Annotated in this window: 25 protein-coding genes, 1 tRNA gene and 2 pseudogenes; 11 read left to right on the top strand and 17 right to left on the bottom strand. The window is 66.6% G+C overall.

Annotation, left to right across the window (positions count from 1 at the left end; all coding sequences use genetic code 11):
* The first annotated feature begins 1 nt into the window (after position 1).
* Positions 2-655 (top strand): amino acid ABC transporter permease, encoded by a 654-nt coding sequence (locus RTI28_RS05315; protein WP_316919460.1) that lies wholly within the window; start codon positions 2-4, stop codon positions 653-655.
* A 117-nt stretch (positions 656-772) separates the two neighbouring features.
* On the opposite strand, the gene RTI28_RS05310 is transcribed toward RTI28_RS05315, so the two are convergent.
* A tRNA-Met gene (locus tag RTI28_RS05310) sits at positions 773-849 on the bottom strand.
* A gap of 210 nt (positions 850-1059) precedes the next feature.
* Here RTI28_RS05310 and RTI28_RS05305 point away from each other — a divergent pair.
* Complete coding sequence (locus tag RTI28_RS05305; RefSeq protein WP_316919459.1) at positions 1060-2412, top strand: diguanylate cyclase; 1353 nt, start codon at positions 1060-1062, stop codon at positions 2410-2412.
* Positions 2413-2417: 5 nt separating this feature from the next.
* On the opposite strand, the gene RTI28_RS05300 is transcribed toward RTI28_RS05305, so the two are convergent.
* Positions 2418-2909 carry a hypothetical protein gene (locus RTI28_RS05300; RefSeq protein ID WP_316919458.1) on the bottom strand — a complete coding sequence of 164 codons (492 nt, stop codon included), beginning with the start codon at positions 2907-2909 and terminating at the stop codon, positions 2418-2420.
* A gap of 179 nt (positions 2910-3088) precedes the next feature.
* On the opposite strand from RTI28_RS05300, the gene RTI28_RS05295 reads away from it, so the two are divergent.
* Both RTI28_RS05295 and RTI28_RS05290 read left to right on the top strand, forming a co-directional pair.
* A complete protein-coding gene (locus RTI28_RS05295) occupies positions 3089-3232 on the top strand; it encodes a hypothetical protein (RefSeq protein WP_316919457.1) in 144 nt (47 codons plus the stop codon).
* Positions 3233-3334: 102 nt separating this feature from the next.
* Positions 3335-4492: an MFS transporter gene (locus RTI28_RS05290; protein ID WP_316919456.1), complete on the top strand. Its 1158-nt coding sequence runs from the start codon at positions 3335-3337 to the stop codon at positions 4490-4492.
* A gap of 36 nt (positions 4493-4528) precedes the next feature.
* On the opposite strand, the gene RTI28_RS05285 is transcribed toward RTI28_RS05290, so the two are convergent.
* The 3 genes from RTI28_RS05285 to RTI28_RS05275 all read right to left on the bottom strand — a co-directional run bounded on the left by RTI28_RS05285 (position 4529) and on the right by RTI28_RS05275 (position 5840).
* Positions 4529-4759: a hypothetical protein gene (locus tag RTI28_RS05285; RefSeq protein WP_316919455.1), complete on the bottom strand. Its 231-nt coding sequence runs from the start codon at positions 4757-4759 to the stop codon at positions 4529-4531.
* Positions 4760-4819: 60 nt separating this feature from the next.
* Positions 4820-5065, bottom strand: coding sequence for a hypothetical protein (locus tag RTI28_RS05280; RefSeq protein WP_316919454.1), 246 nt, complete (start codon positions 5063-5065; stop codon positions 4820-4822).
* A gap of 202 nt (positions 5066-5267) precedes the next feature.
* Entirely contained in the window at positions 5268-5840 is a 573-nt protein-coding gene (locus tag RTI28_RS05275; RefSeq protein ID WP_316919453.1) for a TetR/AcrR family transcriptional regulator, read from the bottom strand.
* A gap of 121 nt (positions 5841-5961) precedes the next feature.
* Between RTI28_RS05275 and RTI28_RS05270 the strand changes: the two genes are divergently transcribed.
* Positions 5962-7173, top strand: coding sequence for an MFS transporter (locus tag RTI28_RS05270; protein ID WP_316919452.1), 1212 nt, complete (start codon positions 5962-5964; stop codon positions 7171-7173).
* A gap of 56 nt (positions 7174-7229) precedes the next feature.
* On the opposite strand, the gene RTI28_RS05265 is transcribed toward RTI28_RS05270, so the two are convergent.
* Positions 7230-7475 (bottom strand): hypothetical protein, encoded by a 246-nt coding sequence (locus RTI28_RS05265; protein ID WP_316919451.1) that lies wholly within the window; start codon positions 7473-7475, stop codon positions 7230-7232.
* A gap of 439 nt (positions 7476-7914) precedes the next feature.
* Here RTI28_RS05265 and RTI28_RS05260 point away from each other — a divergent pair, with 439 nt between their 5' ends.
* Both RTI28_RS05260 and RTI28_RS05255 read left to right on the top strand, forming a co-directional pair.
* Positions 7915-8187: a hypothetical protein gene (locus RTI28_RS05260; protein WP_316919450.1), complete on the top strand. Its 273-nt coding sequence runs from the start codon at positions 7915-7917 to the stop codon at positions 8185-8187.
* The gene (locus RTI28_RS05255) at positions 8174-8899 is read left to right on the top strand and encodes a zeta toxin family protein (protein WP_043861287.1); all 726 of its coding nucleotides are present in this window, start codon (positions 8174-8176) and stop codon (positions 8897-8899) included. Before RTI28_RS05260 ends, RTI28_RS05255 begins: the two co-directional genes overlap by 14 nt.
* 102 nt (positions 8900-9001) lie before the next feature.
* On the opposite strand, the gene RTI28_RS05250 is transcribed toward RTI28_RS05255, so the two are convergent.
* Entirely contained in the window at positions 9002-9301 is a 300-nt protein-coding gene (locus tag RTI28_RS05250) for an ArsR/SmtB family transcription factor (RefSeq protein ID WP_401256621.1), read from the bottom strand.
* An 85-nt stretch (positions 9302-9386) separates the two neighbouring features.
* Between RTI28_RS05250 and RTI28_RS05245 the strand changes: the two genes are divergently transcribed.
* The gene (locus tag RTI28_RS05245) at positions 9387-10478 is read left to right on the top strand and encodes an NADH:flavin oxidoreductase/NADH oxidase (RefSeq protein WP_316919448.1); all 1092 of its coding nucleotides are present in this window, start codon (positions 9387-9389) and stop codon (positions 10476-10478) included.
* 36 nt (positions 10479-10514) lie between these two features.
* Here the strand turns inward: RTI28_RS05245 and pqqE are convergent, their stop codons facing one another.
* The 7 genes from pqqE to RTI28_RS05210 form a co-directional block, all read right to left on the bottom strand.
* Complete coding sequence (gene pqqE / locus RTI28_RS05240) at positions 10515-11663, bottom strand: pyrroloquinoline quinone biosynthesis protein PqqE (RefSeq protein ID WP_316919447.1); 1149 nt, start codon at positions 11661-11663, stop codon at positions 10515-10517.
* Positions 11635-11904 carry a pyrroloquinoline quinone biosynthesis peptide chaperone PqqD gene (gene pqqD, locus RTI28_RS05235; protein ID WP_316919446.1) on the bottom strand — a complete coding sequence of 90 codons (270 nt, stop codon included), beginning with the start codon at positions 11902-11904 and terminating at the stop codon, positions 11635-11637. The genes pqqE and pqqD overlap by 29 nt, the downstream gene beginning before the upstream one ends.
* Complete coding sequence (gene pqqC, locus RTI28_RS05230) at positions 11901-12650, bottom strand: pyrroloquinoline-quinone synthase PqqC (RefSeq protein ID WP_316919445.1); 750 nt, start codon at positions 12648-12650, stop codon at positions 11901-11903. The genes pqqD and pqqC overlap by 4 nt, the downstream gene beginning before the upstream one ends.
* Before the next feature lie 9 nt (positions 12651-12659).
* Positions 12660-13574 (bottom strand): pyrroloquinoline quinone biosynthesis protein PqqB, encoded by a 915-nt coding sequence (gene pqqB, locus RTI28_RS05225; protein WP_316919444.1) that lies wholly within the window; start codon positions 13572-13574, stop codon positions 12660-12662.
* A gap of 109 nt (positions 13575-13683) precedes the next feature.
* Positions 13684-13755 carry a pyrroloquinoline quinone precursor peptide PqqA gene (gene pqqA, locus RTI28_RS05220; RefSeq protein WP_141137333.1) on the bottom strand — a complete coding sequence of 24 codons (72 nt, stop codon included), beginning with the start codon at positions 13753-13755 and terminating at the stop codon, positions 13684-13686.
* 70 nt (positions 13756-13825) lie between these two features.
* Positions 13826-15916 carry a PQQ-dependent dehydrogenase, methanol/ethanol family gene (locus RTI28_RS05215; RefSeq protein ID WP_316919443.1) on the bottom strand — a complete coding sequence of 697 codons (2091 nt, stop codon included), beginning with the start codon at positions 15914-15916 and terminating at the stop codon, positions 13826-13828.
* 53 nt (positions 15917-15969) lie between these two features.
* On the bottom strand, positions 15970-16848 hold the full coding sequence (locus RTI28_RS05210; RefSeq protein WP_316919442.1) for a transporter: 879 nt from the start codon (positions 16846-16848) through the stop codon (positions 15970-15972).
* Between the two features lie 296 nt (positions 16849-17144).
* Here RTI28_RS05210 and RTI28_RS05205 point away from each other — a divergent pair, with 296 nt between their 5' ends.
* From RTI28_RS05205 to RTI28_RS05195, 3 genes are all read left to right on the top strand, one after another.
* Positions 17145-19037 carry a sigma-54-dependent Fis family transcriptional regulator gene (locus RTI28_RS05205; protein ID WP_316919441.1) on the top strand — a complete coding sequence of 631 codons (1893 nt, stop codon included), beginning with the start codon at positions 17145-17147 and terminating at the stop codon, positions 19035-19037.
* A 113-nt stretch (positions 19038-19150) separates the two neighbouring features.
* Complete coding sequence (locus RTI28_RS05200; RefSeq protein WP_316919440.1) at positions 19151-20353, top strand: MFS transporter; 1203 nt, start codon at positions 19151-19153, stop codon at positions 20351-20353.
* 77 nt (positions 20354-20430) lie between these two features.
* Positions 20431-21342 carry a LysR family transcriptional regulator gene (locus tag RTI28_RS05195; protein WP_316919439.1) on the top strand — a complete coding sequence of 304 codons (912 nt, stop codon included), beginning with the start codon at positions 20431-20433 and terminating at the stop codon, positions 21340-21342.
* Here RTI28_RS05195 and RTI28_RS30255 read toward each other — a convergent pair.
* The 3 genes and pseudogenes from RTI28_RS30255 to RTI28_RS05185 form a co-directional block, all read right to left on the bottom strand.
* Positions 21332-21922, bottom strand: a pseudogene (locus RTI28_RS30255) (methyl-accepting chemotaxis protein); the annotation flags it as partial. The gene RTI28_RS05195 and the pseudogene RTI28_RS30255 sit on opposite strands and share 11 nt — an antisense overlap.
* Before the next feature lie 267 nt (positions 21923-22189).
* A pseudogene (locus RTI28_RS30250) lies at positions 22190-22963 on the bottom strand (cache domain-containing protein); the annotation flags it as partial.
* Positions 22964-23111: 148 nt separating this feature from the next.
* Complete coding sequence (locus tag RTI28_RS05185) at positions 23112-24812, bottom strand: AMP-binding protein (RefSeq protein ID WP_316919437.1); 1701 nt, start codon at positions 24810-24812, stop codon at positions 23112-23114.
* Between the last annotated feature and the right edge of the window lie 53 nt (positions 24813-24865).

The following is a 24865-nucleotide window of genomic DNA, read 5'->3' as shown; positions in this document are numbered from 1 at the left end:
CATGGGGTATGGCGAACTGTGGGAGGCGACTCATGTGGAGTTTCTGCAGGCGGCCTGGGCCACTTTGCGCCTGGCGTTCGGTGCGTTGCTGATCGGTCTGCTGGTGGGGCTGCTGGTGGCGCTGGCGCGCTTGTCGAGCCGCCGGCCGCTGCGCCGCGCGGCGCTGTGCTACATCGAACTGTTCCGCGGTACACCGGCGCTGGTGCAGTTGTTCATCGTGTACTTCACCCTGACCGAGGTCGGCGTGCACTTCAGTTCGTTCCAGGCGGCGATGATCGGCCTGGGCTTGAACGCTGCCGCCTATCTCGCGGAGATCTACCGCGCGGGGCTGGAGGCTGTGCCGAAGGGCCAGGTGGAGGCGGCGCGGGCGATCGGCATGACCAGGGCCCGGGTGTTGCGCTGGGTGGTGTTGCCGCAGGCGATCCGCATCGTGCTGGCGCCCATCGGCAATGTGGCGATCTCGTTGCTCAAGGACACTTCGGTGGCATCGCTGATCGCCGCGCCGGACCTGATGTTGCGCGCGCAGGATCTGAGCTCGGTGTACTTCATGCCGCTGGAGATCTACATCCTGGTCGGGGCGATGTACTTCGCGATGTGCTATCCGCTGTCGCTGGGTGTGCGTCTGCTGGAGCGGCGTGCCTCGCGTGGGCGTTGAGCGGTTGCCTTGAAATCGCAGCACAGGATCGGCGCCAAACGACAGACGCAAAAAAGCCCGCGTGAGGCGGGCTTTTTCGTTTTCCTTGAAGTCAGACTGCAACTTCAGGGCGGGGTATGGTGGCTACACAGGGACTTGAACCCCGGACCCCAGCATTATGAATGCTATGCTCTAACCAACTGAGCTATGTAGCCAAGTGGCGCGCATTATTCGCTCGAAACGGATGTCTGTCAACACTCTTTTTCAAAAATTTTACGGGGTTTCAACCGCTTAGCCGGAAACCATCCGTGCAGCTCCCGCGATCAAGGCAGATCCGCCAGGTTGCGCCGGATTTGCCCGTGAGGGCCCCGATCCAGTACCGTGGCGCTTTGCAATCATCCGGTTGTCCGCCGAAGTCGCTGCCCATGCCCAACGCCTCCGACCCCGAGCCGCTACCCGAAGGCCAGGAAATCCTGCGCCTGCGCGAGATCATCGCGCACAACTCCGACTGGCTCTGGGAAGTCGACAGCCAGGGCCGCTACACCTTCTGTTCCGAGCACAGTCGGCAGATGCTCGGCTATGCCCCCGCCGACGTGCTGGGCAAGACGCCCTTCGATTTCATGCCGGCGGAAGAGGCGGCGCGGGTCGGGGCGATCTTCGCCGGGATCGTCGCCGAGCAGCGGCCGTTCGCCGGGCTGATCAACCGCAACCTGCGTTCCGACGGGCGTCTGGTGGTCCTGGAGACCAGCGGTGTGCCGGTGTTCGACGCCCAGGGCATGTTCACCGGCTACCGCGGCATCGACCGCGACGTAACGCCGGCCATCGGCCCGCTGGATCGCCGCGAGGTGCAGCTCGAAGCCCTGTACGCCGCCGCTTCGGTGGCGCTGGGGCTGGTGGACCGGCAGGGCGTGCTGGTCAACGTCAACCATGCCCTGGGCCAGTTGCTCGGGGGCGAGGCCACGCAACTGGTCGGCCGTTCGCTGGCGAGCCTGCTGCCGGCCTCGCACCTGGACCTGCGCCAATGCCTGGATGAGCTGGAACAAGGTCAGGCCTTGGCCGATCGCGAACTGGACTGGCGCGAGCGCACCTACCTGTTGCAGATCGGCGCGGTGCGCGATCTGGACAACGAAATCCTCGGCATGACCCTGGCCTTCAGCGATATCACCGAGCAGCGCCTGATGCGCCAGGCCCTGGCCGCGAGCATCGCGCAGCTGGCCGAAGCCAATGCGCGCCTGCAGGCCCTGGCCAGCGAGGACTTCCTCACCGGCCTGCCCAATCGCCGGCGCTTCGACGAGGCGCTGCTGCAGGAGAAGGCTCGCGCTCGCCGCGAGGGGCGGCCGCTGTCGCTGCTGATGGTGGATGTGGATCACTTCAAGGTGTTCAACGACCACTACGGGCACCAGGCTGGCGACGACTGCCTGCGGCGCATCGCCATGCTCCTCGCGCAGTCCCTGCAACGCCCGGGCGACCAGGTCTGTCGCTACGGGGGCGAGGAGTTCGCGGTGATCCTTCCCGACACCGACGCCCAGGGGGCCCGCTGCGTGGCGCGCTACCTGTGCCATCAGGTCTTCGACGCCCACCTGCCCCATGTCGCCAGTCCGCTGCAACGGGTGACCCTGAGCATCGGCAGTGCCAGCCACGACCCCGACCAGGCCGACGACAGCGTGGCCCTCGGCGCCTTGTTGCGAGTGGCCGACCTCGCCCTGTACCGGGCCAAGCAGGAGGGGCGCAATCGTCTGGTCCAGGGTGGGCAGGAAGAAGCGCTGCCGTCTCACTGAGTCGGTCAGGCCGGCCAGCGCAGCCAGGTCCACTCATCGACACCACCGACCGGATCGGGCGCGGTGCTCGCGGTGGGCAGCAGCGACAGGATGAGAAAGGCATCGACACCCAGGCAGGGTTGCGCCGGCGCGCCCGGCAGGATCCGCAGCAGGTAGATGCCCTTGCGCCCGGTGACCCGGTCGCTCAGGCGGCCCTGCACCACCACCCGGCCATTCGCCTCCAGGCGCAAGGTCAGGCTGGTGACGCTACGGGCGATATCGCTGGCGATCCGCTGCACGCCATAGAGGCCGAAAGCGTCATCGAGCCAGCCGCTTTTCAGGTGCCGGGCGAGGACGAATTCACCGCTGTCGGTATCGACGCTGGCGGTCAGGATCTTGCCATCTGCCAGCAACGTCGACTGCTCCAGGGGCGCCACGGACGGTAGCGGCAGGTAGTCCGCGGGGGTGAAGCCGCGATCGAATGCGGTGGGGCTTTGGTTATTGTTGTGAGTCGCCATGGCCGGGCCTTCAGGGCAGGGGAGATGGAGACTTGTTTTTAAGTCCGGGAGGTGATGGCCGTCTACTGGCAAAAATATCAGGTCCCTCGGCCACACTGTGCGGCTGCGCGGCGATTGACGCGCGCGCCAGCCATGGCCTAGAGTGCCGCCCCTCTCTTGTTTTTTCGCTGTAGCCGAACATGAACGCCGTCGTCCGTCCCTTCACCGCCAAGCTGCCCGTCGCCCGGGTGCTTCGCCGTGCCTGGCCGCAGGACAGCGTGCTCAAGCGCCGGCGCAGCGTGCTGTTCGCCTTCACCTTCTCGCCACACCGCATCGCCGGCTGACCTTGGCGGGCCGTCCTGGCTCGTCCGTCTTCTTTCGATTTCAGCGTCTGTGCGTCCGCGCGCGAGCCTGCGGCTTGCGCGCCGGCGGTTGTGGAGTGAGTTGTGAACAAGCGTTTTCTCTGTGGTCTGTTGTTCGTCGTGTCCATCATCGGTTTCAGCCTGGGCGCGACCCTGCCGCTGGTGTCCCTGCGCCTGCTGGAGGCGGGGGCGAGCAGCCTGCGCATCGGCCTGCTTTCGGCCATGCCCGCGGCGGGCATGATGCTCTCGGCGTTTCTCGTCGACGCCTGCTGCCGGCACCTGACCCGGCGTGTCATCTACCTGCTCAGTTTCAGTGTCTGCGCGCTCAGCGTCGGCCTGATCGAGTGGGCGTTCTCCTCGATCTACCTGCTCGCCGCCCTGCGCCTGGCCCTGGGCATCGGCATGGGCGTGGCGATCATCCTGGGGGAGTCGTGGGTCAACGAACTGAGCGAGGAGCACAACCGCGGCAAGGTCATGGCCCTGTACGCCACTGCCTTCACCGGCTGCCAGATGCTCGGCCCGGCCATGCTCTCGCTGCTCGGTGCCCAGGGGCCGTGGCTGATCGTGATGGTCTCGGTGGGCTATGCCCTGGCCCTGGCCTGCATCGTCTGGAGCGTGCCCAACGACCACGTCGAGCATGGCGAGGAGGGTGAAAAGAGCTTCTCCCTGGCCGGCTTCTTCCGCGTCGCGCCGGCGCTGTGCATGGGCGTGCTGTTCTTCTCCTTCTTCGATGCGGTGGTTCTTTCGCTGCTGCCGGTCTACGCCACCCACCATGCGTATGCGGTGGGGGTGGCGGCGCTGATGGTGACGGTGATCCTGACCGGCGACATGCTGTTCCAGTTGCCCATCGGCTGGCTCGCCGACCGCTGCGAACGCACCACCCTGCACCTGGTCTGTGGCGTGGTGGCGATGCTCATCGGCCTGGCCCTGCCCTGGCTGATCCAGATGCAGTGGCTGCTGTGGCCGGCGCTGATTGTGCTTGGCGCGGTGGCCGGTGGGGTCTACACCCTGGCGCTGGTGCTGATCGGCCAGCAGTTCAAGGGCCAGGACCTGGTCACGGCGAACGCCAGTGTCGGTCTGCTGTGGGGCGTGGGCAGCCTGGTCGGGCCGCTGGTCAGTGGCGCGGCGATGGACGCTGCGCCCCATGGCTTGCCCATGGCGCTGGCGCTGATGGCGGCGTTGTTCGTGTGCTTCGCCCAGTCGGCGAGTCGCCGGGCGTATCGGCTTTCGGCGGCGGAGTGAGCCGCTGCACGGCGGGATCAGCGGCGGGGTGGGGGCTCAATATTCGGGGCCGCCGCCAAGATGATCGCCCCGGACCATGACGTTCCTGCCCTCGGGAACCTCGAGGAGGTTGGAAGGGGGCAGTTCCACCAGGGTCACGCTCACCGGTTGGGAAAACATGGCCTTGACCTTTTTTTCCGCGGCCTGGGTGTCGGTCGCGGTCACCTGGGCCTTCATGATGGTGTGTTTGCCATCGGTGGTTGTGGCGGTAAAGGCGAAGTTCGGCATGCTTCAACTCCTTGTGACGGTCTTGGTCACCGGGGCAGGGTTAGTCGTGGAGGTTTTGGGTCACGTCTTCGATGGGGTGTTTGCGGATACCGCCACCGGTGCGGCCTTCACGTCCTGGCTGTCTATGAGTTTCTCGATTTCCTCTGATCCAACAAAGGCGAACTCCTTCAGGGAGACCGTCACCGGATAGGCAAACAACGCCTTGACCTGCTTTTCCGCCTCCTGGCGGTTGGTCGCGCTCAGGAGTCCCGATCTGGTGGGGTTCTTGCTGTCCACTGCGGTGGCGACGTAGGAATACTCTGCCATTTCGATCCCCTTGCGCTCGTGTGGATGAATGACTGGGCAGATACGCTTCGCCAGAAGCGCTGCCAGGGGGCGAGCCCATGAACGTCACGCAAGGGCTCGCCTGGGCCGACAGGTCATGTGCCATCCGCCTGAGCGTTAGTCTGAGCGCGTGCGGCGGGTTGTCTAGCTGGCAGAAATGCTAGGTAGCGTGGCAGCAACTGCTTCAGTCCTGCTCGGGTCGTACCGCGCGCAGCAGCACCTTCAACGCAGCATCGGCCTGCGCCAGGCGCGTTTCACCCTCGTCCCCCTCGGCGATCCAGAACGCCGCCTCGCTGAGGCTGCCGTAGATCAGGCGCGCCAGTGCCTCTGCCGGCTGAGCCCCGATCTGCTCCAGCAAGCCTTGCAGCGACGCGATGCAATGCTGCTCCTCGCCCACCGCGCTGCCCCCCAGCACCGCCCGCGCATCGCGCAGCACGATGCGCTGGATCTCCGGCTCCAGCGCCATGCGCAGGTACGCCCGGCAGCGCTCGCGCAAGCCTTGCCACGGGCTTTTGGCGTTATCGGAAATCGTTTTCAGCCGCTCATCCATTTCCCCGTCGATCTGCGCCACTACGGCGGCCAGCAAGCCCTTCTTGTCGCCGAAGTGGTGATACAGCGCACCGCGGGTCAGCCCGGCCCGGGCGGTGAGGTCGTCCATCGAGGCGTCGGTGTAGCCGGTTTCGGCAAAGGCGCGGCGGGCAGTCGCGAGCAAGGTGGTGCGGGTTTCTTCCATTTCGGCGCGGGTACGACGGGCCATCGATTACTCCTCTGATGGGTTTACATACGAGTCGTATGTAAATAGGATTTAAACATACGCGATGTATGTATCTTTCCCGCGCGGTGCCGTCAAGGCCGGCGCACCTGCCAAGGAGTGTGCAATGCCCAACCCTTACCGAGACCTGTTCAACGCCCGCGGAGCCCGTGGCTTCGCCCTGGCCGGACTGCTGGCGCGGCTGCCATTGCCGATGACCGGCATCGGCATCATCACCCTGGTGTCCCAGTTGCGCGGCAGCTACGCCCTGGCCGGCGCGCTGGCGGCGGCCTTCGTGATGACCTACGCCTTGCTCTCGCCGCGGATTTCGCGGCTGGTGGACCGGTATGGCCAGGCCAGGGTATTGCCGCTGGCTACGTTGGTCAGCGTCGCCGGCTCGGCGCTGTTGCTGGCCGGGACCTGGTGGTCCCTGGGCGACTGGAGCCTGCTGCTCGGCGCCTTGCTCGCCGGCGCCATGCCGAGCCTGTCGGCGATGGTGCGGGCGCGCTGGACCGCGCTCTATCGCGGGCAGGCGCAATTGCAGACGGCGTACTCGCTGGAGACGGTGCTGGATGAGGTGACCTTCATCGTCGGGCCGCCGCTGTCGGTGGGTTTGTGCGTGGGGCTGTTCCCCCAGGCCGGACCGCTGGTTGCGGCCTTGTTGCTGGCGCTCGGGGTCGCCGCGCTGGTGGTGCAGCGCGGCAGCGAACCGCCACTGACGCCGCTGGACAGCGCGGCGCGGGGTTCGCTGCTGCGCCTTGGCGCGGTGCGCACGCTGAGCCTGTTGATGATGGCGATGGGGGTGATCGTCGGCACGGTGGACATCGTCAGCGTCGCCTTCGCCGGCGCACTTGGCCTGCCGGCGGCGGCGAGCCTGGTGCTGGCGGCCTATGCACTGGGCTCGTGCCTGGCGGGGTTGCTGTTCGGTGCGCTGACACTGCGCCAGCCTCTGGCGCGCCTGTTGCTGCTGGGGGCGCTGGCGACCGCGGCGAGTACCCTGCCGATGCTGCTGGCCGGGTCGATTGGCGGGCTGGCGCTGGCGGTGTTCGTGGCGGGTCTGTTCTTTGCGCCGACCATGATCGTGGCGATGTCGCTGGTCGAGCGGTGTGTGCCGCCGCAGCGCCTGACCGAGGGCATGACCTGGCTGCTGGCGGGGCTGAATGTCGGGGTGGCGATGGGCGCGGCGCTGGCGGGACAGGTGGTGGACCGGGGCGGGGTGGAGGCGGGATTCGTCGTGGCGCTGGTGGCGGGTGGCGTGGTGCTGCTGGTGGCTGTGTTGCAGGCCCGCCCTGGGGCGTCGAGCCGTCGCGAAGCGCTGTGCGACGGGCCTGACGTATGAGTGTCAGGGCCGTCGTGCATCCAGGTTTCGCGACGGAGCGCGCTCCCACGGGGTGGTCAGGGAATCGGCACGCTCGCCGTTGTCCGGTACCTCGCCACCGTCAGCAAGGCCTTGCAGATCTTCAGGTCGAGGATGGCATCGCTGATCAGGGTCTGGTGCCTGGGCAGGGCTTGCCGGGGCAGGTGGTTCAGCGCGCAGAGGGCGCCCTTGAGGTGTTCGTCGACATTGCGCAGCGCGTCTTCAGGCGACAGGCCGGGACGGACGCAGAGTACCGGGGGTGGATCGGGGACGAGTTTTTTCATGGTGCAACTCCCAATGGATGGCGGGAGCCGACACACGTCGCTGCTAAACGAGGGTGGCGACTGTACGTGGGTTAGCAGACCGAACATTGGGAACTCGGCGCACCCGAAGGTGCCCACACGCACAGCCGCCATGAAAGGTTGCTGGTGGTTTTCCCAATGCCGGACTGCTAATCCGGGTCGTTGATTTGGCAACGACCGGCGGAGATTAGGCAGCGTTTCCGGGGGACGCAACCACCAGGCGGGGGTGGCGAGTATGCTTGGGAAATTGCCTACAAGAAAGTCGGAGATAGGTGAATTTTCGTGGCGGAATGCGACAGGTTCGAGCCTCAAAATGTCCGGCGTTCGTCGCGATCCGCACACAAGATCTGTCGAAGCCTTTCCAACGGCGCTATCATCCCGGCACACAGGTGCCAAGACACTGCTCCCTCGGAGGCCTTCGATGAGCCAATCGCAACCTACAGACCGTGAACTGGACACGCTGGAGCGCCAGGTCCCCAGGCATGCCTGGAACGCGACTCACAACGCCTACACCCGTGCGCTGGCCGCGAGTCCCGAAGGTGTGCTGTGCGTCGAATCCGGCAATCTGGTGCGCGTATCCCAGGATGGCGAAAAAGTTGTAGTGGGCAAAGCCAAGCCTCGTCGCAAGGTCAAGGTTGGCGAGGTCATCACCGTCCGTCTTGTCGAGCGTACGTCGCCCGATGCCCAGGCTTAGGGTTTTCGCCGGTCCCAATGGTTCCGGCAAAAGCACGATCAAAGAAAGCCTGCCGCTGGCCCTTATCAAAACCTACGTCAATGCCGACGAACTCGAAAAACAGGCAAAAGCCACCGGGTTCATCGATCTGTCGGCGTTTGCCATCGAAGTCGATCTCGCAGAACTTCAGGCCTTTCATGCGCAGCACTATCTGCTGAGAAAGAAGGGACTGGCCGAGCAGGCTGTCAAACTGGGTTTGGTCGGCGACAAAGTCGACTATCGAGCTATCGAGGTAGATTCCTACTTCGCCTCGGTCATTGCGGATTTCATACGCCAGCACCTGCTGGACCAAGGCGCGAGTTTCACCTTCGAAACGGTGATGTCCCACCCGAGCAAGGTGGACTTCATGCGCGAGGCCCGGGCCTGCGGATACCGGACCTATCTGTACTTCGTCTCTACGGAAAACCCCGACATCAATGTGGACCGGGTAACGATCAGGGTCCACGAGGGAGGCCATCCGGTGGCCCCGGAGAAGGTGCACGAACGGTATGCGAAGTCGCTGGGCTTGCTTCCCGGTGCTGTAGCCGCGAGCAACCGAGCCTATATCTTCGACAACTCGGGCGACAGTGCGGTACTGCTTGCGGAAATCACCGACGGCACGCAACTGGAATACCGCACAGAGGATATTCCGGACTGGTTCTTCGAGTCGTACATCGACAGGGTCGATCGCTGACGTTCATGCGCTGAACACCCCATCCCGCTCTCCTGCCACCACTCTCCGGATACTCGTCTGGAGAGTGCTTGGCCGCAGGAGTCTGCTGGACAGCGGGGACTTTCAAGTGTGCTGCAGAATCGCCCCGATCAACCCGGGAAAACGCCCGTCCAGGGCGTCGGTGCGCAGCGAGTTCATGTGCGTGGTACCGACCGCGCGGGTCTGCACCAGGCCGGCGTCGCGCAGCACGCGGAAGTGATGGGACATGCTCGACTTCGGCCGGCCGCCGTCGAGGTCGCCGCAACTGGCTTCGGCGACGTCGGCCAGACGACGGACGATCTCCATGCGCACGGGATCGCTCAGCGCATAGAGCACACGTTCGAGGACGAAGTCTTGAGGTTCGGGGTGTTTGTAGGCACGCATAGTTCGAATGATACCGGAGGCTTCACTAAATGCCAAAGTTCGAATACTATCGAACAATCGTATCTCGATTGTAGGAAGTATTCCCATGACTGCACTGTTCCAACCCTTCACCCTCAAAGACGTCACCCTGCGCAATCGCATCGCCATTCCGCCGATGTGCCAGTACATGGCCGAAGACGGCCTGGTCAACGACTGGCACCAGGTGCACTACGCCGGCATGGCGCGCGGCGGTGCCGGGCTGGTGGTGGTGGAAGCCACCGCGGTCGCTCCCGAAGGGCGCATCTCGCCGAACTGCACCGGCATCTGGAGCGACGCCCATGCCCAGGCCGTCGTGCCGGTGGTCAAGGCGATCAAGGCGGCCGGTTCGGTGCCGGGCATCCAGATCGCCCACGCCGGGCGCAAGGCCAGCGCCAACCGTCCGTGGGACGGCGACGACCATATCCCTGAAGGCGATGCACGCGGCTGGCAGACCATCGCGCCGTCGGCGATTGCCTTCGGTCACCACCTGCCGAAAACCCCACGGGAAATGACCCTCGACGATATCGCCCGGGTTCGCCAGGACTTCGTCGACGCCGCCCGCCGTGCCCGTGACGCCGGCTTCGAATGGATCGAGCTGCACTTCGCCCACGGCTACCTGGGCCAGAGCTTCTTCTCCGAGCACTCCAACCAGCGCACCGACGCCTACGGCGGCAGCTTCGACAACCGCAGCCGCTTCCTCCTGGAAACCCTCGCCGCCGTGCGTGAAGTGTGGCCGGAGCACCTGCCGCTGACCGCGCGGTTCGGCGTGATCGAGTACGACGGTCGCGACGAGCAGACCCTCGCCGAGTCGATCGAACTGGCCCGCCGCTTCAAGGCCGGTGGCCTCGACCTGCTCAGCGTCAGCGTCGGTTTCACCATCGCCGAAACCAACATCCCGTGGGGCCCGGCGTTCCTCGGCGAGGTGTCGCGCCGGGTGCGCGACGAAGCGGGTATCCCGGTGACTTCGGCCTGGGGCTTTGGCACTCCGCAACTGGCGGAGGAGGCGGTGAGCTCGCGGCAGCTGGATATCGTCTCGGTGGGGCGCGCGCATCTGGCGGATCCTCATTGGGCCTACTTCGCGGCCAAGGAGCTGGGTGTGGACAAGGCGTCCTGGACGCTGCCGGCACCTTATGCGCACTGGCTGGAACGTTATCGCTGAGTCGAATCCCGGGGGCCGTCTCGCGGCCCCCGGCATTCATTTTTCCACTGCGATGAGCCGCGACGCCTTGAGCGTCCGGTAACGCAGGTCCTCCAGGCGCCCCGGCGCCTCTTCTGCCTGGCGCCGCGCTTCGAGAATGATGCCGTGGTTCGCCGAGCGATCGCACACCGGATCGGTGGCATCGGCGTCGCCGGTCAGCAGGTACGCCTGGCAGCGACAGCCGCCATGATCCTGGCTCTTCTCCGGGCACGAGCGGCAGGGCTCGGGCATCCAGTCATCGCCGCGATAGCGGTTGAAACCGAACGACTCGTACCAGATGTGCCGCACGCTGTGCTCGCGCACATTGGGAAAGCGCACCGGCAGTTGCCGCGCGCTGTGGCAGGGCAGGGCGGTGCCGTCCGGGGTGATGTCGAGAAACACGCTGGCCCAGCCGCCCATGCAGGCTTTCGGCCGTTCCTCGTAGTAGTCCGGCACGACGAAGATCAGCTTGCACGGGTTGCCTTCGGCCTTGAGTCGCTCCCGGTAGGTGTTGGTGACGCGCTCGGCGCGCTCCAGCTGCGCGCGGGTCGGCAGCAGGCCGGCGCGGTTGAGGTGCGCCCAGCCGTAGAACTGGCAGGTGGCGAGTTCGACGAAGTCCGCCTCCAGGGCGATGCACAGTTCGATGATGCGTTCGATCTGGTCGATGTTGTGCCGGTGGGTGACGAAGTTCAGCACCATCGGATAACCGTGGGCCTTGACCGCCCGGGCCATCGCCAGCTTGTGCGCGAAGGCCTTGCGCGAGCCGGCGAGCATGTCGTTGACCTCGGCGTCGGCGGCCTGGAAGCTGATCTGGATATGATCGAGCCCGGCCTCGGCGAACTGCGCCAGGCGCTTCTCGTCCAGGCCGATGCCAGAGGTGATCAGGTTGGTGTAGTAGCCCATCCCGCGCGCCGCGCCGATCAGTTCGGCAAGGTCCGGGCGCAGCAGCGGCTCGCCGCCGGAAAAGCCCAGTTGCGCCGCGCCCAGTTCACGGGCCTGACGGAACACCTCGATCCATTCGGCAGTGGACAGCTCGCTGCCATGCCCGGCGAAGTCCAGCGGGTTGGAGCAGTACGGGCATTGCAACGGGCAGCGCCAGGTCAGTTCGGCGAGCAGCCACAGGGGCGGCCCGACGGTCTCAGGCGAATTCGATCCAACCTTGTGCATGGGCGCTCACCATGAAGTCGTCGACGTCTCGCGCCAGTTCCGCGGCGCCCGGGTACTGCCGGTCCAGCTCGGCGATGATGGCGGCGACGCTGCGCAGGCCATCCAGGTGCAGGGCGATCGCCGCAGCGCTGCCGTTGAGTTTCACCATCCCTTCCGGGTAGAGCAGCACATGGCCGTTCTGCGCGGCTTCGAACTGCAGCCGGTAGCCGCGCCGCAGACGCGGTATGCGTTGCCTGTTCATACGCTCAATCCTCGATGCCAGAGGCGTTCGTGGCTCACCGTGTGATACGGCGGGCGGTCCAGTTCGTAGGCCATGCTCAGGGCGTCGAGCAGGCTCCACAGTACGTCGAGCTTGAACTGCAGGATCTCCAGCATGCGCGCCTGGGCTTCGGCGCTGGTGCAATGCGCCAGGGTGATCCGCAGGCCGTGCTCGACATCCCGCCGTGCCTGGCTCAGGCGTCCGCGAAAGTAGGCGTAGCCGGACACTTCGATCCACGGGTAGTGTCGCGGCCAGTTGTCCAGGCGGGCCTGGTGGATCTGCGGGGCGAACAGTTCGGTCAGCGAACTGCCGGCAGCGTCCTGCCAACTGGCGCGGCGGGCGAAGTTGACATAGGCGTCCACGGCGAAACGCACGCCGGGCAGCACCCGCTCACCCGAGAGCACCTCGTCGCGCTCCAGGCCCACGGCTTCGGCCAGGCGCAGCCAGGCTTCGATACCGCCGTCCTCGCCGGGGGCGCCGTCGTGGTCGAGCAGGCGCTGGATCCACTCGCGGCGTACCTCGCGGTCCGGGCAGTTGGCGAGGATCGCGGCATCCTTCAGCGGAATGTTCACTTGGTAGTAGAAGCGGTTGGCGACCCAGCCCTGGATCTGCTCGCGGCTGGCGCGGCCTTCGTGCATGGCCACATGGAAGGGATGGTGGATGTGGTAGCAGGCGCCCTTGGCGCGCAGGGCCTGTTCGAATTGCGCGGGACTCATGGCGCTGGACATGGCGCGCTCCTAGAGGTGAATCGGCATGCCGTCCCAGGCCACTTCGATGCCGTGGGCATCGAGTTCGGCGCGCTCGGGCGAAGCCGGGTCGAGGATGGGGTTGGTGTTGTTGATGTGAATGAGCACCTTGCGGCGCGCCGGCAACTGTTCGAGGACTTCGAGCATGCCACCGGGCCCGCTCTGCGGCAGGTGGCCCATCTCGCGCCCGGTCTTGTCGCCGACGCCGCACAGGCGCATTTCGTCTTCCTGCCACAGCGTGCCGTCCACCAGCAGGCAGTCGGCACGTCGCATCCAGGCCAGCAAGGCCTCGTCGACCTGGCCCAGGCCCGGGGCATAGAACAGCTTGCCGCCGCTGCGCAGGTCCTCGACGAACAGGCCGATGTTGTCACCCGGTTGCGGGTCGTGGCGGTGCGGCGAATAGGGTGGTGCGGCGCTGCGCAAGGGGATGGCGGTAAAGCGCAGGCGCGGGCAGGCGGCGATCTCGAAGGGGTCGCCGTGCAGGCCGATCGACTGGTGGCGCAGTCCGCCATTCCAGTGCGAGAGCATGGGAAACAGGGGGAAGCCGCTGTTCAGGTCCTGGTGCACCACGTCGGTACACCAGACGTCGTGCGGGCAGCCTTCGCGCAGGCTCAGCAGGCCGGTGCAATGGTCGATCTGGCTGTCCAGCAGGATGATTCCGGCGATCGCCGTGTCCCGTGGTCCACGCGCCGGTTGCAGGGCGGGAAAGGCGCCGATCTGGGCACGGATATCCGGCGAGGCGTTGCACAGGATCCACTGCTTGCCGTCGTCGGACAGGGCGATCGACGACTGCGTGCGGGCCCGCGCCAGCACCTGGCCGGTGCGTAGGCCGTGGCAGTTGCGGCAATTGCAGTTCCACTGGGGAAATCCGCCACCGGCGGCCGAGCCGAGAATATGGATGTACATGACGGGGAGCGCTTCGCTGAAAAAGAGCCCCGCTTGCGCGGGGCAAAGGCTTGGAGTGGTGATCGCGGTCCGGCGCCGCCAGGGGGACGGCGCCGGGCCGGGTGTCGCATCAACGGTTGGCGAAGTACAGGGTCACCTCGAAGCCGAGACGCAGGTCGGTGTAGGCAGGTTTGGTCCACATCATGCTGAAGCCCTCTTTGCAGTTGATGACACATTGGCAGTGGGTGGGCCATTGCCGGCCCGGTGTTGCATCACGGAGTCGTTTTCGCCGTCTGCTGCGCGGCGCTGTAGTCCTCGAGCTCGCGGGTCATGACATAGGCCTTGATCCGCTCGACCTGGGTGGCATCCAGCGAGTCGGCGAAGGCCGGCATGCCCAGCGGGCGCAGGGCGCCGTCGCGGACGATCTGCTGGAACAGCGCGCGGCGGCCATCGTCGGTCTTGCGCAGGTCGGGGATCAGCCCGCCGCTTCTCGCCCCGACGCCGTGGCACACGGAGCAGTAGGCGGCGTAGAGGCCCTTGCCTTCTTCGATTTCGGCAGCGCTGGCGTTGGTCGGGTGGGGAATGCGCGTGTTGTTGGCCACCGGGGTTTCCGGAATCGGCGGCAGGCTGGCGTTACCGCCGAGCTTGAACACCAGCAGGCGGCTGATGTTGCCGACGCCCGGTGCCTTGGCCGCTTCGCCGCCGATCAGCGGGGCGACGCCGCCCCAGCCGGCCATGATTGCCACGAACTGCTCACCCTTGTAGCTGTAGGTCATGGGCGCGGCGATCAGGCCGGTCTGGGCGCCGAACGACCAGAGCTTCTGGCCCTTGTCCGCCGAGTAGGCTTCCAGGTTGCCGGTGGAGGTGCCCTGGAACACCAGGTTGCCGGCGGTGCTCAGGGTGCCGCCGTTCCAGTAGGTCGGACGCGGTACGCGCCAGGCTTCCTTCTGTTTCACCGGGTCCCAGGCCAGCAGCGCGCCGCCGACCACCGACTGCGGAATATCGCTGGCATCGGAGAAGCCGGAGGCGGTGTTGAAGCCGTTGCGACGGACGAAGTCCTTGCCCTCGTTGCGGTACACGCCGGGGATTTCCTGGTACGGGATATAGACCAGGCCGGTGTCCGGGTTGTACGACATGGAGTGCCAGTTGTGCGCGCCGAACGGGCTTGGCCACATCACGATGGGCTTGTCCTCGTAGCGTGCGCCGGGGGCTTCGACCGGGCGACCGGTCTTCAGGTCGATGCGTTCGGCCCAGGTCACCTTGCCGAATTTCTCGGCGGACAGCAGCTTGCCGCTTTCCCGATCGAGAACGTAGAAGAAGCCGTTCTTCGGCGCCTGCATGATCACCTTGCGCGGCTTGCCGTCGAGTTCGAGGGTGGCCAGGGTCAGCTGCTGGGTGGCGGTGAAGTCCCAGGTGTCGCCAGGGGTGACCTGGTAGTGCCAGGCCAGCTTGCCGCTGTCCGGACGGATGGCCAGGATCGACGACAGGTACAGGTTGTCGCCGCCGCCAGGGCTGCGCACTTCACGGTTCCAGGGCGAGCCGTTGCCGGTGCCGACGTAGAGCAGGTCCAGTTCCGGGTCGTAGGCCATGCCGTCCCACACGGTGCCGCCACCGCCACCTTTCCAGTAGCTGTCGCCTTTCCAAGTCTTGGCGGCTTCGGCCAGTTCCGGGTTTTCGTGCGGCTTGGCCGGATCGCCCGGCACGGTGTAGAAGCGCCAGGCCATCTTGCCGGTCTCGGCGTCGTAGGCGGAGAAGTAGCCGCGCACGCCGTACTCGGCGCCGCCGTTGCCGATGATCACCTTGCCTTTGACCACGCGCGGCGCGCCGGTGATGGTGTAGGGCTTGCTGTTGTCGGTGGTCTGCTGGCTCCAGAGCTGCTTGCCGGTCTTGGCGTCGATGGCGATCAGGCGGCCGTCGAGGGTGCCGATGAAGACCTTGCCGTTCCACAGCGCGACGCCGCGGTTGACCGCGTCGCAGCAGGCATCGCGGGCCTTGTCGCGGGCCAGTTGCGGGTCGAAGGTCCACAGCACCTTGCCGGTGGCGACGTCCACGGCGATGGCCCGGCTCCAGGACAGCGAGGCGTAGAGCACGCCGTCGTGGTACAGCGGCGTGGCTTCCAGGCCGCGGTTGTTTTCCAGGTCGATGGACCAGGCCAGGCCGAGCTTGTCGACGTTGGCCGTGCTGATCTGCTTGAGCGGGCTGTAGCGTTGTTCTTCGTAGGTGCGGCCATGGCTGAGCCATTCGCTGCCGTCATTCTTGCTGGCGACGATGGCGGCCTGGTCGACGTTGCCGGCCTGGGCGGCGGGGCCGAGCAGGGCGAGCATCAGGGCTAAGGCAAGACGGGTCGGTTGCGCGATGTTCATGTACGCGAGACTCCTGAATCTAATTGTTATGGGTGAAGCGTTCGGAGGATGGCTCAGAAGATCTGCAGCAGCCGCAGGTTGATGCGGTCTTCTTCACGGAAGCCGTTTTCCACGGACATGTCGCGTCCGTAGTTGACCATCAGCTGGGTGCCCGGGGTGACGAAGTACGAGGCGCCCACGGTGAATTTGCTGGTTTCCGGCTCGTCGTCCATACGCACGCCGTTGACCTTGGTCTCGCCGCCCCACAGGCGTGACACGCCGGCGCGGACGTCGAAGCGATCGGTGAAGTTGTAGCGCAGGAACGCCTGGCCCTGGTACTGCGCGGATTGCTTGAGGGTGGCGCCAGCGGGGCCGAAGTCATCGTTCTTGCCGAAGAAGGTCACGTCGCCCACCAGGTCGAGGGTGAGCTTTTCGGTCAGGCCGGTGATGTAGCCGGCCTGCAGCACGTACTTCCAGCGGTTTTCGCCGAGGTTCAGCGCATCGTCCTTGTCGTAGCTGCCGATGGGCGCGTAGACGTAGGGGGTGATGCCGAAGTACTGGCGTTTGGCCGGGTCATTCACCAGCCAGATGGTCGAGGCGAGGATCAGGTCGCCGGTGCCTTTTTCGTTGCCCAGGCCCTTGGTGTCGTCCTTGCCGCGCAGGCTGCCGAATGGCAGGAGGAACTGCGGGTCGATGATGTAATCACCGAGCTTCATGAAATGCACGCCCCGGAGGATGCCGACGTCGGAGTCCAGGCGGGCGTCGATCGGTACCTTGTGACCGTCGCTGTACAGCGATTTGCGTTCGGCGTGCTGGTAGTAGACCACGCCCAGGTTGGTGCCTTCCGGCAGTGCGGTGTAGTCGCCGGCATCGACATCAACGGCATGGGCCGGCGGCACGATGCCGGCCAGCAGAGTAACGGCGCAGGCCAGTGGCGCGCGCAGTGGGTTCATGCGAGCTGTACCGCTCTTCGACATGTCATCACCTTCTTATTGTTTTTGTTTATGATCGTTTCCTGTGTCCCGGCCTTTACTTCACGGAAGATCCCGGACGCGGAAAGAGCTTGAGCAGGACCTGTGCCATGTTTTGAAGGTTATGAAAAAATCCTTCAATATCAATGGCTTGAATAACAATAAGTGTGATGGTCGAACAGCTTTGGCGAGCGGGTGGGTGCGGGTGTCTCAGTCTGGGACAGTCTTTGCCCCGCCTGGCTGTACCGAACTGATACAACCGTCCCGAGGCATGAGTCATGAACAAGCCTGACGATCCTTCCGCTGCCCGCGGTATCTCCGTGTATCCCAGCTTCGAAGAGCGTGGCCGCGCCTTCGATGCGCAACTGATCGAGCGCTCCTGGGCGCGTTCCCTGCGCTACGGTATTTCCCCCGCCGACCGGGTGCTGTTCGAGGCCCCGCAGCGGGTTCGCCCGCGCGAGCTGCGCGAGTACGGCGGCCCGCTGCTGGAGGCGGCGCGGCCGGAAATGGAGCAGTTGCATGCGTCCCTGGCCCCGCGCGACTGGGTGCTCGCCTGCATCGACATGGACGGCGTGGTGCTCAACGCCATCGGCAAATGCAACAGCGCCAACCGCGAACTCAACCAGGTGTTCCGCCAGGGCGCGCAATTCCTCGAAACCCTGGTCGGCACCACGGCGCCGAGCTGTGTGCTGGCGGAGAAGGAGAGCGTGGTGATCGCCGGCCCCGAGCACTACCTGGAGGAGGCCCGGGCCTTCACCTGCATGGCCACGCCGATCTTCGGCGTCGATGGCGGCATCGTCGGGGTGCTGGATGCCAGCCGCAAGGGGCCGGTGTCCTCGGTGTATACCCTGGAGTCGCTGGTGATCGCCGCGCGGGCCATCGAGCGGCGCCTGTTCACCCAGCTCGGCGACGTGCTGCTGGTGCACCTGCATTGCCGCCTGGATATCCTCGGCACGCCCATGGAGGGCCTGCTGGCCTTCGATGCCGGCGGCAAGCTGCGCGGCGCCAACCGTATCGCCCATCAACTGTTCGGCGACCCCGAACTGAAGGTCGGCATGGACTTCGCCGACCTGTTCGACATGCCCTTCGCCCATGCTGTGTGCTACCGCCGCTACGACCTCAGCGTGCCGTTCCGCCTGCAGACCCACGCCGGCGGCCAGTTGCACGCCTGTGTCACGGCCTCGCCGGCCAAGGGCGCGAGCACGCCGTCGCGGATCGCCTTCGAAGGCCGTCGTGCCGAGGTCGCCGAACGCGGACCGTGCCTGGAAGACCCGGTGGTCAGTGAAGCGCTGGAGCGGGCGCGCAAAGCCTTCGCGCGGAACATTCCGGTGCTGCTCAATGGCGAGACCGGCACCGGCAAGGAAGTCTTCGCCCGCCTGCTGCACGATGGCGGGCCGCGCGCCGCCGGGCCGTTCGTGGCGATCAACTGCTCGTCGATTCCGGCGAGCCTGATCGAGTCGGAGCTGTTCGGGCATGTCGAGGGCGCCTTCACCGGCAGCCGCAAGGGCGGCGCCGCGGGCAAGATCGAACAGGCCCACCGCGGCACGCTGTTCCTCGACGAGATCGGCGACATGCCGATGGAGTTGCAGGGCCGCCTGCTGCGCGTGCTGCAGGAGCGCAGCCTGTGCCGGCTGGGCGGTACCAGCCTGATCGAGGTGGATTTCGCCCTGGTCTGCGCGACCCACCGCGATCTGTTGCAGCTCACCGGCGAGCAGGGTTTTCGCGAGGACCTCTACTACCGCATCAACGGCTTCCGTGTCGCTCTCCCGGCGTTGCGCGAGCGCAGCGACCTGGCGCGGCTGATCCAGCACCTGTTGCGCGGCGAAACCTCCGGCCAGCATCCACCGGCGCTCGACGGCATGGCGCTGAAGGCGCTGCTGGCCTACCACTGGCCGGGCAATATCCGCCAGCTGCACCAGGTGCTGCGGCTGGCGGCGGCGTTCGCCGAGGACGAAGGCATCATCCGCCTCGACCACCTGCCCGCGGAAGTGCTGCAGGCGCGTCCGCTCAGCGTGCCGCCGCTGGAGGTTCCCGAGGGCACCCTGCAGGCATCGGAGCAGCGCGCGATCCGTGCGGCCATCGACGCCTGCCAGGGCAATCTGTCGGCGGCGGCGCGGGCCCTGGGCATCGGTCGCGCGACGCTGTACCGCAAGCTCAAGACCATGGACTGAGGCGCGGCGTTGCGCCGCGCGCACCGCTGTTTTGCCTCGCGCACGGATTCCGGGACGGCACCTGACCCTCTAGTCTGGCGCCATCCCGTTCAGTCCTTTCGATGAGGCCCGCCATGTCCCTTGGCAATCCCGTCGCCGCCGAGTCCCGCTCGGCGCTGGCGACTCCCGCGCTGTCCAGTTCCCTGGTGATCTTCCTGGCCATCTGTTGTGGCGCGGTGGTCGCCAACCTGTATTACGCCCAGCCGATCATCGAGCTGATCGCGCCGAGCATCGGCCTGTCCAGCGCCAGTGCCAGCCTGATCGTGTCGCTGACCCAGTTCGGCTATGCCGTCGGCCTGCTGTTTCTCGTGCCGCTGGCCGACCTGCTGGAAAATCGCCGCCTGCTGGTGGCGTTCACCCTGGCTGCGGCGCTGTGCCTGGCCGCGGCGGCGGCGAGCAGCACCGCGTCGCTGTTCCTGGTCTGTTCGCTGCTGATCGGCCTGACCTCGGTGGCGGTGCAGATCCTCGTGCCGCTGGCCGCGCACATGGCCCCGGAGGCCTCCCGTGGGCGGGTGGTCGGCAACATCATGAGCGGCCTGCTGCTGGGCATCCTGCTGTCGCGCCCGCTGTCCAGCACCCTGGCCGAAGCCTTCGGCTGGCGCGGAGTGTTCTTCGGCGCTGCCGTCCTGATGACCCTGATGGCGTTGGTCATGGGCCTGGTCCTGCCGCGTCGCCTGCCCGCGCACCGGGCCAGCTACCCGGCGCTGATCGCCTCGGTGTTCGCCCTGGCCCGGCGTCATGCGCCGCTGCGTGAGCGCTCGCTGTACCAGGGCCTGCTGTTCGCCAGTTTCAGCAGCTTCTGGACCATCGCCCCGGTCGAGCTGGTGCGCCATTACCGCTTCAGCCAGACCGAGGTGGCGCTGTTCGCCCTGGTCGGTGCGGTCGGCGCCATCGCCGCGCCGATCGCCGGGCGTCTGGCCGATGCCGGGCATGGCCTGCGCAGTACCGCGGCGGCGCTGGTCCTGGCCCCGCTGGCGCTGCTTGCCGGGGCGCTGCAGGGGGCCGGCTGGCTGTGGATGGTGGTCACCGCGGTGGCCCTGGACTTCGCCGTGCAGCTGAACATGGTCCTCGGCCAGCGCGAGGTGTACGCCCTCGACCCCCACAGCCGGGCGCGGCTCAATGCGGTGTACATGACCAGCATCTTCGTCGGCGGCGCCCTCGGCTCGCTGATCGCCAGCCCGCTGTACGAACGGCTCGGCTGGGAGATGTTCGCCTGCATGTCGGCCTTGCCGCCGCTGGCGGCCCTGGTCCTGTTCGTCTTCCGTCCGCGCGCTTGAGCGCAGCGTTGCAAGCACTGCGTGGCGCTTTCGTTCACACTCGGCGGCCAGGGAATCGATTCGCCGGGAGCCAGGTTGTGGATAAGTTGCAAGCGTTGAGCATGTTCGTCGAAACCGTGCGTTGCGGTGGCTACTCCGCCGCGGCGCGCAAACTCGGTGTGGCGACGTCGTCGGTGACCCGCCAGGTCGCCGCCCTGGAAGCCGGGCTGGGCACCACGCTGCTCAATCGCAGCACCCGTCACAGCAGCCCGACGCTGGTCGGCCAGGACTACTATGACAAGGCCGTGGCCATCCTCGATGCCCTGGCCGAAGCCGATGCCGCGGTGTTCGACCGCGGCAGCGAGGCCCGCGGGCGGTTGCGGGTCAGCGTGCCGGTGGAGTTCGGCCGGCGCGTCATCGCTCCGCACCTCGGGCGCCTGCTGGCGCGGCATGCGGAGCTGGAGATCAGCCTGAACCTCAGCGACCGCATGGTCGATCCGCTGCAGGAAAGCGTCGACCTGTGCATCCGCCTCGGCTCCGCCCTGACCAATGACGATATCGTCAGCAAGCCCATCGGCCGCTTCGAGCGCTGGCTGGTGGCGAGTCCCGATTACCTGGAAGCCACCGGCCTGCCGCGCCAGCCCCACGACGTGCTGGCGCATGCCTGCCTGCTGTTCGACTACGCGCCGGCGTTGCAGCACTGGAGCTTCCGCGACGGCGACGAATGCCTCCAGGTCCCGGTCCAGGGCCGCCTGCGCAGCAACAATGCCGATGTGCTGCGCGAGGCGGCGCTGGGCGGCGCCGGCCTGGCTCTGCTGGCCGACTGGCTGGTCGCCGAGGACGTCCGCCAGGGCCGCCTGAACCGGGTGCTGGAAGGCTTCGAGGTCAGTCCCGGCAGTGCCAGCGGGCTGATCAACGCGCTGTACCTGCCGAGCCATCGCGATTCCAGCCGGATCCGCGCCTTCATCGCCTTCGTCGAGGAAATCCTCGCCGTCCCGGCTACACGCTGAACTGCCGCAGCGACTGGTTCAGCTCGCTGGCCAGGCGTTCCAGCTGGCGGCTGGCCTGGCTCGACTGATCAGCGGCCTGGGCGCTGTCGTCCGCCAGCGAGGCGGCCTGGGTGACGTTCTGGTTGATGCTCTCGACCACTTGCGACTGCTCCAGGGTGGCACTGGCGATCGAGGCGTTGAGCCCGGTCAGGTTGCGCATCGATGTGGTGATCTGCGCCAGGCTCTGACCCGCCTGGCTCGCCAGTTCGACGGTGTGCGCCGAGGCCTGGCTGCTTTCGTCGATGACCTGTACCGCGGCCAGCGAGTTGTGCTGCAGGCGTTCGATCATTTCCTGGATCTGCGCGGTGGAGCTCTGCGTGCGCTGCGCCAGCAGGCGCACCTCGTCGGCGACCACGGCGAAACCACGGCCCTGTTCGCCGGCCCGCGCCGCCTCGATGGCGGCGTTGAGGGCGAGCAGGTTGGTCTGCTCGGCGATGGCGCGGATGACTTCCAGCACGCTGCTGATCTGGCTGCTTTCCTGGGCCAGGGACTGGATCACCGAGACCGCCCTGGCGATGGTGTCGTTGAGCAGGTCGACCTGCTTGAGGCCACCGTGGATGGTGTCCTGGCCCTGCAGCGCCTGCTCTTCGGCGTTGCGCACTTCGTTAGCGGCATGCTCGGCGTTGCGCGCCACCTCCTGCACGGCGTAGGACAGCTCCTGCACCGCGGTGGCGACCAGTTCCATCTGCTGCGATTGCTCCAGGCTCTGGCGCTGCGAATCGCCGGCCAGGTTGCCGAGGGCGCGCGAGGCGTCGTCGAGGGCGCCGGCGGTGCCCAGCGACTGCTGGATGACCCCGCGCAGCTTGCCGGTGAAGGCGTTGAAATGACCACCGAGGGCAGTCAGCTCGTCGCGCCATTGTTCGTCGAGGCGGCGGGTCAGGTCGGCGTCGCCGCTGGCGATGTTGGCCATGGCGCCGACCGCGGCGTCCAGCGGCGTGGCGATGCTGCGGCCGATCAGCAGGACCAGCGCGCCGAGCAGCAGGCCCGCCACCGCGAGGATGCCGAGGGCGCGCCAGGCCTGGGCCTGGAAGGCTTGCTGGACATCGTCGACGTAGATCCCCGAGCCGATGATCCAGCCCCACGGCTTGAACAGCTCGACATAGGACACCTTCTGCACCGGTGCCTGGGCGCCGGGACGTGGCCAGCGGTACGCGACCACCCCGGCGCCGTCGCGCTTGGCCAGGCTGACCATTTCGTCGAACGGCAGGTGACCGTCCGGGTCGCGGGTGCCGGCCATGACCTTGCCCTGCACCGTGGGGCTGGGGTGCACGAGCATGCGCGCGTCGAGGTCTTCCAGCCAGAAATAGTCGTCGCCGTTGTAGCGCAGGGCGCGGATCTGCTCGATCGCCTGTTGCTGGGCCTGCTCGCGGTCGAGGCGGCCGCTGCTTTCCAGGCCCTGGTAGTAGCGCAGGATGCCGCTGGCGGTTTCCACCACATGGCGGGTTTTCAACGCCGTGGCGGCGTGCAGGTCGACGAAGTTCTGCCGCAGGATCAGGGCGACGAGGACGGTCGGGATCAGCAGCGAGGTCAGCAGGATCAGCCAGAGACGGTGGCGGATGGGTATGTTGCGCAGGCCGGGCATGGGGGCTTCCTTGTTGTGTGGCACACAGGGGCCCAAGCAACGCCTGCGCCAGTTGCGCAGACGCCGGCGCCACGGGGATTTGCCGGGTGTCCTGCGCAGCCACTGTCTCTGGATGAGACAGTGGCTGTTTCACATCGGGAATGGCGACTCAGTTCGACGACTGGGTGAAGTCTTCCTCGAAGAATTCCCACTCCCCGCGTCCGTCGCCCTGGCGCCGCAGCACTTCCATCTGGCGCAGTTCCACGCGGCGGATCTTGCCGGAAATGGTCTTGGGCAGTTCGACGACGAACTCGATGCGCCGCACCCGCTTGTACGGCGCCAGGTTGTCGCGGGCGAAGGCGAGGATCTCGCGAGCCAGCTCGGCGCTGCCCGGCTGGTCGTGGGCGAGGATCAGGAACGCCTTGGGCACCGCCAGGCGCACCGGGTCGGGGCTGGGCACCACGGCCACTTCCATCACCGCCGGGTGTTCGATCAGCGCGCTTTCCAGCTCGAAGGGGCTGATGCGGTAGTCCGAAGCCTTGAACACGTCGTCGGCGCGCCCGACGAAGGTGATGTAGCCCTCGGCGTCGATCTGCGCGGTATCGCCGGTGCGGTAGTAGCCGTCGCGCATGACCTCCGCGGTTTTCTCCGGGCTGTCCTCGTAGCGCAGCATCAGGCCCAGCGGCCGTACCGTCAGCGGCAGGGCCACTTCGCCCTCGCTGGCCGGCTGGCCGTCGGGGTCGAGCATGGTCACCTGGTAGCCGGGCAGGGGGCGGCCCATGGAGCCGGGCTTGAGCGGCTGGCCGGGGGTATTGCCGACCAGCGCGGTGGTTTCCGACTGGCCGAAGCCATCGCGCAGGTCAAGGCCCCAGGCGTGGTGGATCTGCTCGATGATTTCCGGGTTGAGCGGCTCGCCGGCACCGACCAGCTCGCGCAGGCGCAGGCGTGGGCGACAGGCGGCGAGGTCTTCCTGGATCAGCATGCGCCACACCGTCGGCGGCGCGCACAGGCTGGTCACGCCGTATTGCTCGAGTACGCGCAGCAGGGCGCTGGCGCTGAAGCGCGAGGTGTTGTGGATGAAGATGCAGGCGCCGGCGTTCCACGGCGCGAAGAAGCAGCTCCAGGCGTGCTTGGCCCAGCCTGGCGAGGAAATGTTCAGGTGCAGGTCGCCGGGCTGCAGGCCGATCCAGTACATGGTCGACAGGTGGCCGACCGGGTAGCTCTGGTGGCTGTGCAGGACCATCTTCGGCTTGGAGGTGGTGCCGGAGGTGAAGTACAGCAGCATCGGGTCGGTGGCGCGGGTGGTGCCGTCGACCTCGAACGCGCTGGACTGCTCGTGCGCCGCTTCATGCGCGATCCAGCCCGGTGCCTGGGCGCCGACACTGATGCGCGTGCAGGCGTCGGCCAGCCCGGCGAATTTCTCCAGATGCGCGCCGCCGACCACCAGGTGGCGCACCTGGCCGCGCTCCAGGCGATCGCGCAGATCGTCGGCGGTGAGCAGGGCGGTGGCTGGGATCACCACCGCGCCGAGCTTGAATGCGGCGAGCATGGTTTCCCACAGGGCGATGTGGTTGCCGAGCATCAGCAGGATCCGCTCGCCGCGCTTCACGCCAAGGGCGCGCAGATGGTTGGCGACGCGGTTGGAGCGCTGCGTCAGTTCCTCGAAGCTGTAGCGGCGCTCGCTGCCGTCCTCCTCGACGATCCACAGCGCGGTGGCCTGGTTGCCGCGGGCCATCTCGTCGAAGTAGTCGAGGGCCCAGTTGAATTCGTCGAGTTGCGGCCAGCGGAAATCGCGGCTGGCGGTGGTGTAGTCAGTACGGTGGTCGAGGAGAAAATCGCGCGCGGCGAGGAAAGCATGACGGTCGTTCATGGCGGGCGGCCCTGGATTGTTGTTATGGGGGCGATACGGTTTCGGCCGAGTAT

The sequence above is a fragment of the Pseudomonas sp. zfem002 genome (genome assembly GCF_032621685.1).
GTDB lineage: Bacteria > Pseudomonadota > Gammaproteobacteria > Pseudomonadales > Pseudomonadaceae > Aquipseudomonas > Aquipseudomonas japonica.
The sequence above is the reverse complement of the archived record's forward strand: the minus strand, read 5'-3'. Positions and strand labels throughout refer to the sequence as shown.